The organism is Planctomonas sp. JC2975 (assembly GCF_012985205.1).
Lineage (GTDB): Bacteria > Actinomycetota > Actinomycetes > Actinomycetales > Microbacteriaceae > Humibacter.
Genome location: NZ_JABEKS010000001.1, coordinates 775,350 through 785,901 on the forward strand (window position 1 = coordinate 775,350; position 10,552 = coordinate 785,901).

9 protein-coding genes are annotated in these 10,552 nt (G+C 69.0%); 3 read left to right on the top strand and 6 right to left on the bottom strand.

Annotated features, from left to right (window positions below; all coding sequences use genetic code 11):
- Position 1: 1 nt before the first annotated feature.
- Positions 2-3,628 carry a chromosome segregation protein SMC gene (gene smc, locus HII28_RS03685; protein ID WP_170024173.1) on the bottom strand — a complete coding sequence of 1,209 codons (3,627 nt, stop codon included), beginning with the start codon at positions 3,626-3,628 and terminating at the stop codon, positions 2-4.
- Between the two features lie 163 nt (positions 3,629-3,791).
- On the opposite strand from smc, the gene HII28_RS03690 reads away from it, so the two are divergent.
- The gene (locus HII28_RS03690) at positions 3,792-4,883 is read left to right on the top strand and encodes a GNAT family N-acetyltransferase (protein WP_170024174.1); all 1,092 of its coding nucleotides are present in this window, start codon (positions 3,792-3,794) and stop codon (positions 4,881-4,883) included.
- 3 nt (positions 4,884-4,886) lie between these two features.
- Here the strand turns inward: HII28_RS03690 and HII28_RS03695 are convergent, their stop codons facing one another.
- Positions 4,887-5,630: a hypothetical protein gene (locus HII28_RS03695; protein WP_170024175.1), complete on the bottom strand. Its 744-nt coding sequence runs from the start codon at positions 5,628-5,630 to the stop codon at positions 4,887-4,889.
- A 206-nt stretch (positions 5,631-5,836) separates the two neighbouring features.
- Between HII28_RS03695 and HII28_RS03700 the strand changes: the two genes are divergently transcribed.
- Positions 5,837-6,553, top strand: coding sequence for a response regulator transcription factor (locus tag HII28_RS03700; RefSeq protein WP_240977227.1), 717 nt, complete (start codon positions 5,837-5,839; stop codon positions 6,551-6,553).
- Entirely contained in the window at positions 6,531-7,991 is a 1,461-nt protein-coding gene (locus HII28_RS03705) for a HAMP domain-containing sensor histidine kinase (protein WP_170024177.1), read from the top strand. Before HII28_RS03700 ends, HII28_RS03705 begins: the two co-directional genes overlap by 23 nt.
- Before the next feature lie 87 nt (positions 7,992-8,078).
- On the opposite strand, the gene mutM is transcribed toward HII28_RS03705, so the two are convergent.
- From mutM to HII28_RS03725, 4 genes are all read right to left on the bottom strand, one after another.
- The gene (gene mutM, locus HII28_RS03710; protein ID WP_170024178.1) at positions 8,079-9,044 is read right to left on the bottom strand and encodes a bifunctional DNA-formamidopyrimidine glycosylase/DNA-(apurinic or apyrimidinic site) lyase; all 966 of its coding nucleotides are present in this window, start codon (positions 9,042-9,044) and stop codon (positions 8,079-8,081) included.
- Positions 9,022-9,693 carry a ribonuclease III gene (gene rnc / locus HII28_RS03715; protein ID WP_346769171.1) on the bottom strand — a complete coding sequence of 224 codons (672 nt, stop codon included), beginning with the start codon at positions 9,691-9,693 and terminating at the stop codon, positions 9,022-9,024. Before rnc ends, mutM begins: the two co-directional genes overlap by 23 nt.
- 118 nt (positions 9,694-9,811) lie before the next feature.
- Positions 9,812-10,015 carry a 50S ribosomal protein L32 gene (rpmF, locus tag HII28_RS03720; protein ID WP_146318687.1) on the bottom strand — a complete coding sequence of 68 codons (204 nt, stop codon included), beginning with the start codon at positions 10,013-10,015 and terminating at the stop codon, positions 9,812-9,814.
- 4 nt (positions 10,016-10,019) lie between these two features.
- Positions 10,020-10,547, bottom strand: a complete 528-nt coding sequence (locus HII28_RS03725; RefSeq protein ID WP_170025940.1) for a DUF177 domain-containing protein — start codon at positions 10,545-10,547, stop codon at positions 10,020-10,022.
- Between the last annotated feature and the right edge of the window lie 5 nt (positions 10,548-10,552).

Consider the following 10,552-nt stretch of genomic DNA (forward strand, 5'->3'; position numbering starts at 1 on the left):
GTCAGGCGGACTGGCGTTCGTCCTCGGCTTCGAGAGCGCGGACGTCCTCACGACCACGGGTGTTCTCCCGGGTGCTGGCGTCCCGCTCCTCGACTCGTTGCCCGACGACCGCCGACACGCCGTCCTGCCGCATGGAGACACCGTAGAGCGCGTCTGCGATCTCCATCGTGCGCTTCTGGTGGGTGATCACGATGAGCTGGCTGTCGGCGCGCAGATCCTCGAAGGTCGTCAGCAGCCGGCCGAGGTTCGCGTCATCCAGCGCCGCCTCGACCTCGTCCATGATGTAGAAGGGGCTCGGCCGGGCCTTGAAGATGGCGAGCAGGAACGCCACGGCCGCGAGCGAACGCTCGCCGCCGGACAGCAGCGACAGACGCTCGATCTTCTTGCCAGCAGGACGCACGGACACCTCGATGCCCGTCGTGAGCAGGTCGTCCGGATCCGTGAGACGGATGCTGCCGCTGCCTCCGGGGAACAGCACGGGGAAGACCTCGGAGAACGTACGTCGGGTGTCCTCGAACGCGTCAGCGAAGATGCCCTGCATCCGCTCGTCGATGTCCGCGATGATCGTCAGGAGATCCTTGCGCGTGTTCGTGAGGTCGGTCAGCTGCTCAGTGAGGAACTTGTGCCTCTGCTCGAGCGCCGCGAACTCCTCGAGCGCCAGAGGGTTCACGCGACCGAGCCTCGCGAACTTGCGCTCGGCATCCTGCAGCCGCTTCTCCTGCTCTGCTCGCACGAACGGACGCTCTTCGCCGTCCTCGGTCTCCGGGGGGATCGGCGCCTCTGGGCCGTACTCGGCGACGAGCACGTCTTCCACGAGCCCGAGCTCGTTGCCTGCACGCTCCAGCAGGCCGGAGAGGTGCAGCTTCTTCTCGTAGATCTGAAGCTCGAGGCCGTGCACGCTCTCGCTCACGGCGTGGAGCCTGTCGCGCAGGGATGCCTCATCGCGGCGCAGCGCGACGAGCTCCTCGTTCTGGCCCGCGCGCGCCGCCTCGGCCGCGGCGAGTTCCGTGCGTGCCTGGCTCACGGAGCGATCGACGGAGTCGAGCACCTTCGGCAGGGCGGAGATGACTCGCTCCGCAGCGGCCACCTGGTGCCGTCTGATGACCTCGCGGCGAGCGGCCTCCGCCGCCGCAGCACGCTCCGATCCCAGCCGTCGCACGAGGGAAGCGGTGCGCGCCTCTTCGGCCCGCACGCGCTCCCGAGCGGTCTCCGCCGCGAGTCGCGACTGCACCTCTGCCTCACGGCACGCCTCGAGCCTCGCGGACACCGCGTCCCTCTCGCTGACGTCGAGGATCGGTCGCGGCTTCGACGCATGGGTTTCGTGCGCGCGTTTCGCGGCCGCTGCGGCGTGATCCGCCTCCTCGACCTTCGCCTCGGACTCGGAGATCCCGCGCGCGATGCGCTCTGCTTCGGCGTTCGCCGCCTCGAGCTGGGCGGTGAGCCTGCTGGACTTCTCCGACTGCTCGGCCAGCTGGGCGTCGTACGCGCGCAGCTGCGTCAATGCCGCAGCGGATGCCTGTTTCGCGGCCTGCAGAGCGTCTCGCTGCCCGTCGTGCTCGGCCTTGGCCGTCGCGATGGCGGTCTCCAGCTCCTCGAGGCGAGTGGCGGCGGCGTCCCGCTCGGCCAGCAGCTCGATGCGGCCCGCGCCCTTGCCGGATCCACCCCTCAGCGTGTGAGCGGACAGCACCTCGCCGGTGCGGGTGACGAGCACGATTTCAGTGCCCTCGAGACCTTCCCAGACGCGCTGGGCGTCGTCGAGATCGTCCACGACGGCGACATTCCGCAGCAGTTCGCGGATGCCGGGGGTCCCAGCCAGCAGCAGCCCGTCGGCCGGGCGCGCGGTGTCGGGCAGCGCAGAACCCGACAGCACGGCATCTGCGGATTCGATCCGTGCGGAACCGGATCCGGATCCGGATCCGCCTGCGGCTTCCCCTTCCAGCACGAGTTCGATCGAGCCGAGATCCTCCGCGCCGGCGTACCTGGCCGCATCGACGGCCGCATCCCGGTCGGCGACGACGACGGCATCCGCGAGGGACCCCAGCGCTGCACCTATCGCCGTCTCGTATCCCGGCTCGACCTTGATGGTGTCGGCGACCCGTGCCTTGACCCCGGTGCGTCCTGCTGCGAGCAGCGCGGCGGACCCGTCACGAGCCTCCAGTGCCCGACCGAGCGCGGTGACCTGGCCGGACAGCGCGTCACGCTCGCGCTCCAAAGCGCGCAACTCGTCACGGAGCCGCTCGATCTCGCCCTCCGCCTCGAAGACGGATGCCTGGGCCAGCTCGTACGCTTCTGCCAGCTCGCCCTGAGCGTCCGGTCCGAGCGGCGAGTCGCCTTCGCTGTCGGCCAGCGCTTCCTCCGCGACCGCGCGCCTCTGGTCTGCGGCCTCGAGCTGGTTGCGCTGGCGCAGAGACTCCCCGCGAAGTGCGGCGAGACGTTGGGCGGCGGCGTCCACCTGGCCTGCCAGCTTGGTGAGCTCCAGGTCGTGCTGCGACACGAGGGCGCTCTGTGCGGCGATCTGCTCGTCGAGGGCGTCGAGGCGGCCGCGCGCGGCTCGGGTGGCGGTCTGCGCGGTGGCGACAGCGGCATCCGCTGCGCCCACGCCGTCGCGGAGCAGAGCGGTCTCGGCCTTCGACGCCTCGATCATGTCGGGTGTCACGGTGCGTGCGGACTCGCTGAGCTCGCCCTGCGAGCCGAGCAGCGCCAGCCGCTGGTTCGCAAGCGTGAAGAGCGAGCGCAGACGCTCCTGTGCCGACTCGAGCGCGAACGCGGTGCGACGCGCGGCGTCGACGGCGTCGCCGACCTGCTCCTGCTCGATGCGCGAGATGCGCAGCTGCTTCTGCTCGAGCTGCTCCTGCAGCACGATGCGCTCGCTGTGCCGTTGCGTCTCATCGCGCGAGTAGTCGCCGAGTGCCGCGCGCAGGCCGACCACCTCGTCGGCGAGCAGTCGCGCGCGGGCATCACGCACGACAGCGGCGATGGTCTGCGCCTCCCGCGCCACTTCGGCCTGGGCGCCCAGCGGCTTCAACTGGCGGCGGATCTCCCCGGCCAGGTCGCTCAGACGCGTGAGGTTCGTCTGCATCGCCTCGAGCTTGCGGAGGGTCTTCTCCTTGCGCCTGCGGTGCTTGAGGATGCCGGCCGCCTCCTCGATGAAGCCACGACGGTCGTCTGGGCTGGCGTGCAGAACGGCATCCAGCTGCCCCTGTCCGACGATGACGTGCATCTCACGGCCGAGACCGGAGTCGCTGAGGAGTTCCTGCACGTCGAGCAGCCGGCACTGCTTGCCGTTGATCGCGTACTCGCTGCCGCCATTGCGGAACAGAGTGCGACTGATCGTCACCTCGGAGTACTCGATCGGCAGGGCGCCGTCCGAATTGTCGATGGTGAGCGTGACCTCAGCGCGTCCCAGCGGTCCGCGCGTCGACGTGCCGGCGAAGATGACGTCTTCCATCTTGCCGCCGCGCAGCGTCTTCACACCCTGCTCGCCCATCACCCAGGCGAGCGCGTCGACGACGTTGGACTTGCCGGACCCGTTGGGTCCGACGATGCAGGTCACACCTGGCTCGAAGGCGAACGTGGTCGGCTGTGCAAAGGACTTGAAGCCCTTGAGCGTCAAGCTCTTCAGATGCAACCGCCGCCCCCTTCACAGATCCGTGGCCCGAACTGCTCGCCGCGAAGCCGTCTCTACGGTACCCGACAGCGGTGCTCGGTCCGGGCAGCGGGATAGGGTAGTCGGCTGATTGGCACGACGGCGGGTCGACGCGAACGCCGTCCGGACAACCGGGGGAACAGCAGTGACAGCTCACATGCGCGTGACGATCGACCGAGTGGCGTTGCCGGCGTCAGCCGATGATGCCGACGCGACGGACTTCCGCGACTTCGTCGACGTCGGGAACGCCTGCTCCCTCGACCTGTGGGGATCAGACGACTTCGTGTACGACGCGGCCGATCAGCTCGCCTGGTTCAGGCCGAGCGAGTTCAGCATGCGGATGCTGTACCTCGCGCGCCTCGACGGCCTTGCTGTCGGCCGCCTGCTCATCCGCCTTCCCCTCGACGAAGACGCGACCGGTGCGGAACTCGAGGTGCTGGTGCTGCCGACGGCGCGGCGGCATGGGATCGGATCCGCCCTGCTCGCGCAGGGCGAGAGCGTGGTGGCCGATGGCGGACGCGTGGACATCTCCGTGTTCACAGAACACCTGCTCGACGGCATCCGCCCCGACGCGGCGGTCGTCGAGGCGGCGGACGGCGATGTCGGCCTCCCGGAGGACGATCCCTTCGTGCGGTTCGCCGTCTCCCACGGCTACCGCCTCGGCCAGGTCGAAGTCGTCAGCGAGCTCGCGCTGCCTGCGGCATCCGCTCGCATCGAGGATCTTCGAGCGGATGCCGTCGCGCACGCAGCCGACTACGAGTTGTGCAGCTGGTTCCCGCACTGTCCAGACGACCTCGTCGACAGCTACGCCGCCGCCATCGAACGCATGACGACCGACGTGCCGCACGAAGGGATCGCCGTGGACACCGAGAAGTGGGACGCCGCCCGTGTACGGGCGATCGAGCAGCGCGGCATCGATCGTGGCAAGCCGTGGCTCACCACCGCCGCGATCAGTCGCGCAGACGGCCGCCTGGCCGGCTACACCGAGCTCGAGATTGCGGATGCCTCACCCGTCGTCGAGCAGGGCGACACGCTCGTCACACCCGAGCACCGAGGGCACCGCCTCGGGATGCTCATGAAGCTGCACAACCTCGACCGACTCGCCGACGTGGCACCCCACGTTCGCCGGGTGATCACGTGGAACGCCGAGGAGAACGGCCCGATGCGCGCCATCAACGAGGCGATCGGCTTCCGCACCAACGCCTTGACCGGCAACTGGCAGAAGACCCTGGGATAGTCCTCACGCCCCGCTGGTCGCCGTCGACGACGGCGTGCCGGTGGGAGTGGAGGTCGAAGGAGCCGCTGCGGGCGATGACGGGCTCGGCGACGAGGACGATCCGGTTCCGGAGCTCTTCGATCCGTTCAGCCGCGTCACGCACCGGTCGAGACGCGTCTTGAGCTTGTCTGAGACATCCTTCACCCGGTCGCCGTAGCCACCCGACTCCGCTTTCGTCAGGATCGCTTCGAGGTCGGAGGCCCGGCTCGAGCCGCTCGCGGCCTTCGCCTTCTTCAGGTCGCTGCTGAGCGAAGACGGCAGTCTGTCCCAGGCGTCCACGACGCCGTCGAGCTTCTTCTTGTCCTTCGCCGCGGCCTGGATCGCCGCTCCGTACCCGCCGGACTGCGCCTTGGAGAGCACCTTCGCCAGGGCATCCTTCTTTGCCGACGCCGACGACTGCTTGTGGGCGGCGGCGATGTCGCTGCGCATCGCGGACGGCAGCCGGTCGTAGTCGTGGCGGAGCACCAGCAGATCGACGCCGCACCAGGTCGCCGGCGAAGCGTGCGGGGTGGAGGCGGCCTGTGCCGACGCCGCGGCGGGCAGCGGCGCGGCGGCCACTCCCCCGATGACGGCGAACGCGACGGCCGCCCCAGCGGCGGCGAGGCTCAGCCTTCCGATGCGACGAGGAGCCGCTCCGGCGTCATGGTGGCCCGAATCGGCCCCCGGGATGCTGGTCGTTCCTGTCCTGATGATCCGCGTCTCGTGCATGACGGCTCCTTGTCGTCGTCGCGAGCGATGCCCGTTCCGGTCGCTCTCGTGTCCGCTCGACGACTGCGCCGCCGAGGTGATGTCTTGACGAGTCTGCGGTGGCCGTGTGCGGCATCCGTCGCGCGCATGTTCGGGGAATGTAAGGGTTCGCTGTGACAGAGGTCCGCGCGGATGACTTCGCAGCTTGGATCGCTTGAATGAGCGGCATGGATGCTCAGGTCGGACTCGTCGTCATCGTGGAGGACGAGCACGCCATCGCCGACGTGGAGCGTCTCTATCTGACGCGCGCCGGATTCGGTGTGGAGACGGTCGCAGACGGTGCAGCCGCGATCGGCGTGATCAGGGCTCGCCGGCCGGTAGCGATCGTGCTCGACGTCGGCCTGCCGGGCATGGACGGCATCGAGCTGTGCCGCCGCCTGCGAGCCGAGGACGACTGGACGCCGATCATCTTCGTGACGGCCCGCGACGACGAGATCGAGAAGCTCGTCGCACTCGAACTCGGCGGAGACGATTACCTCACCAAGCCGTTCTCGCCGCGCGAACTGGTCACCCGGCTGAAGGTCGTGCTCCGGCGCACCCATGGCCCCGCATCGAGGAACGGTATAACGCTCGGTGCGCTGACCCTGGATCCGGATCGGCGCTCGGCGACGCTCCGCGGTGCGGACCTCGTGCTCACGGCGACGGAGTTCGATCTGCTCGCGTACTTGGCCCGTTCGCCGGGCCGGGTCTTCACGCGGGAGCAGCTCCTGGCATCCGTGTGGGGTCAGGCAGACTACGCATCAGGCCGCACGGTCGACGTGCACATCGCCCAGCTGAGGTCGAAGCTGGGTGCCGGCTCGGGCATCCGCACGGTGCGCGGCGTCGGGTACGCGCTGGACCAGCCTGCGGATGTCGCATCCCATGCGGTCCGATCGGCCGTCTGACGTGCGCGCCGCAGGCCGCTTCAGGCTGCTGCCCCGCACGCTCGTCGGACGCATCGTGTTCACGACGGTCATCGTCGCCGTCGTGGCCGTGGTCGTCGCGGGCGCCGTGTCCTTCGGCCTCGTGCGCACGGCATCGCTCGGCGACGCCCGCACGGTGGCCGCGTCCCTCGCCGACGAGTTGGCCACGCTCCCGCAGAGCACGCTCGATCGGCGCGCCGCCGAGGCTCCGACGGGGTCGGGTCAGCCGAAGATCGCCGTGATCGAGCCCAGCGGCACCGTCGTGGGATCCGTCGGTGTCGTGCTGCGCCCGAAGGTGCAGAAGAAGCTGGCGACGGGATCCACCCTCTCAACGACCATCGACATCGGCGGCCATCGATACATCGTCGAGGCCAGGCCCACATCGGCGGGCGGGACGGTCGTGGTGGCTCGATCCGTGGCATCCGTCGACGCACAGGTTTCGGCAGTCGCCGGGCAACTGGTCGTCGCGCTGCTCATCGGGCTGGCCATCGCGCTGGCCGCCGGATTCCTGCTCGCCAGAGCGGTCTCACGTCCGCTCTCGCGTACGGCGGGCGCCGCGCGGCGACTCGCCGCAGGTGAACGCAACGTCGAGTTGCCGCAGTCGGGAACGGTCGAAGTCTCCGACGTGGTGGACGCCCTCGCAGAGCTGGACACGGCACTCACGGTCAGCGAGGCGCGCCAACGCGAGTTCCTGCTCTCCATCTCGCACGACCTGCGCACTCCGCTCACCGCGGTGCGCGGCTACGCGGAGGCGCTGGCGGATAGCATGATCCGTCCGGACGAACTGCGCGATGTCGGCTCGACGATGCTCGCCGAGACGCGCCGTCTCGACCGTTTCGTGGCCGACCTGCTCGAGCTGGCCCGCCTCGAGGCGCACGATTTCCCGCTGGAACTCGGACCGGTCGATGTCGCTGCCGTGCTCGCCGAGGCGGCAGCCGCATGGCGCGCCGTCGCAGAGTCCGGCGGCGTCGCCCTGACGACGACCGTGCCATCGGGTCTGGTCGCCGGGACCGACGCGCACCGGCTTCGCCAGGTGATCGACGGCCTGCTGGAGAACGCACTGCGCGCGACCCCGGCGGGCGGGTTCGTGACGATCACCGCGCGGCCGGACCTCCCGAAGCTTGCGCCCTCCGCGACTTCGGGAGGAGTACGCATCACGGTGGCGGACTCGGGGCCGGGGCTCACGGCATCCGATCGCGACGTCGCTTTCGAACGAGGTGCGCTGCACGGCCGCTATCGCGACTCTCGACCCGTGGGAACGGGACTCGGGCTCTCGATCGCACAGCGCCTGACGGCCAGGCTCGGCGGCGAGCTGCGCGTGGTCGCGCCCCGGCAGGACGCGCCCGCCGGAAACACGGCCGCTACGGGAGGTGCAGCCTTCGAGCTCGTGCTCCCGGCCGCAGCAGCACCATCCCGGTAGTCGAAGCGACGATGCGCCTCGGCTCGATCGCAATGCTGCCGGGCACGCCACGTCCATGACGCCTTCACGCGAACGGTCGCAGGCGTCTCAGTTCGCCGCCGTCCTCGGCGTACGAATCCGCTGGCACCGCGGGCAATAGTGCGACGACCGGTTCATGAACGCAGCCCGCACCATCGGCGTGCCGCACCGAGGGCACGGCAGTCCCTGCCGCCCGTACGCATTGAGACTGTGCGCGAAGTACCCGGACGCCCCGTTCACGTTGACGTACTGCGCATCGAAGCTCGTGCCGCCCTCCGCGAGCGCCTTCTGCAGCACCGCCCGCACCTCGAGCAGGAGCTCCTTCCCCTTGCGTGTCGACAAGGTCGCGGTCGGCTGGTCGAAATGGATGCGGGCGGCCCACAGCGCCTCGTCCGCGTAGATGTTGCCCACCCCGCTGATCAGCGTCTGGTCGAGCAGCGCCCGCTTCACGGCCGTGCGTCGTGACGACAGCGCGCGGAGAAAGGCGGCGTCATCGAACGCCGGATCCAGCGGATCGCGCGCGATGTGCGCCACCTGACTCGGCACGGCCGCGAGCGCCACGCCATAACCGCCTGCCGCGCCGTCCGGCGTCCCAAGGAGTCGGTCGACGGCGAGCGAGCCGAAGGTGCGCTGGTCAACGAAGTGGACAGCGAGCTCGCCGTGCAGCGGATGCTCCAGCACCAGTCGAACGCGCGCATGCCGTTCCAGAGGTGCTCCCGCTTCGCGCAGCAGCACCTGTCCGCTCATCCCGAGGTGCAGCAGTAGCGCATCCTCGGCGGATCCGCCTGACACGGCATGAACCGAAGATCTCGCGGATGTCGCGGATCGCACCTCGAGCGGCAGCCACAGGAACTTGCCCCTGCGCGCCGCGCCGAGCATCCGCCGGCCGGTGAGGAGATCGGAGAGGTTGCCGCGCGAGGGATCGTGCCTGGTGAGTGCGCGCTCGTCGAGCACGTCGACGGAGGTGATCAGCGATGAGGTGACGGCCGGTTCGAGACCCGCTCGCACCACCTCAACCTCGGGGAGCTCTGGCACCGGAACGATCGGCGTTGGCCATCGACCACGCTTTCAGCGCGGCGGCCATCTCGGCGTTCTTCTTGCTCGTCCCCTCACCGGAGGCAGTGACGAGGCCTTCAACGATGACGGTGGCGTGGAAGGTCTTGTTGTGGTCGGGACCCGTGTCGGTGACCAGGTACTGCGGCGGCGGGGCGTCGTTGTGCGCCGCCAGCTCCTGCAGGCTGGTCTTGGGGTCCATGGCCGCGCCGAAGCGGTCGGGGTCGTCGAGGAGCGGCTCGATGAGCCGCAGCACGAGTGCGGTCGCGACGTCGCCTCCCGCATCCAGGTAGACGGCGCCGATGATGGCCTCGACGGTGTCGGCCAGGATCGACGACTTGTCGGCCCCGCCGCTCTGGAATTCACCGCGACCGAGCAGCACGTATGCACCGAGGCCGATGCCGCGCGCCACTTCGGCGAGCGCGACGCTGCTGACCAGTGACGCGCGGCGCTTGGCGAGTTCGCCCTCGTCGAGCCGCGGATAATCGCGGTACAGCTTCACCGTGACGGCCTGGCCGAGGATCGAGTCGCCAAGGAACTCGAGGCGCTCGTTGTTCGGAATGCCGCCGTGCTCGTACGCGTATGAACGATGCGTGAGGGCGAGCTCGAGCAGTTCAGGATCGATGCTCACACAGAGCCGGTCCTGCAATTCCGCTGGATCGGCCGATTCCTCCGAAGCACGACTCAGGCGCGCATCGTTGTCGATGCGCGCCTGGGGCTCCGCACGCCGTTCGGCGTCCGGCACGTGACTAGACGTCGGCGACCTTGCGGCCCTTGTACTCCAGGAACAGCGGGGTACCGGCCGAGTCCTCGACGACCTTCGCGTGATGCGGAAGGCTGTAGGTCACCTTGCCGTTCTCGACGGTCTTGACGAGGTTGGGAACCTCCGCCTTCCACTGCGAACGACGGGCGTGCGTGTTGGCGCGCGACTTCTTCCGCTTGGGAACAGCCATGTCTCTACTCTTCTCTGTCTGGGGAGCCGGCCCGACCAGCATTGCTGTTCTCAGCACTACTGCCCTGGCCGACGGCGTCATCGGAAGCCGGGAATTCCGCGAGCGCAGCCCATCGTGGATCGATGGTCTTCGTGGGTTCGCGATCCGGCAGATCGGCCAACCGCTCGCCGGTCTCGGGATCGAGACCAGGGCAATCCGGTCGGCACACCGGCTGGAACGGCAATGACAACACCACCGCATCCCTGACCAGAGGTTCAAGATCCACGTGGTCGTCGTGAACCTCGAAGTCAAAAGCTTCCCCAGAAGAATACGCGAAAAGCTCCTGGAAGTCGACTTGGACGGGCTCGCTAATGTCGATCAGGCATCGCCCGCAGACGCCCTTGGCGACGGTGGACGCTTCGCCGGAGACCAGGACGCCCTCGTGAACGGACTCCAGTCGCACGTCCAGCTCCAGCGCCTCGCCTGCGTCAACGCTGATGAGGCCCTCGCCGAGTTTGTCAGGCACGTCGATGGTCAGCGACTCCTCGCGCATCTCGC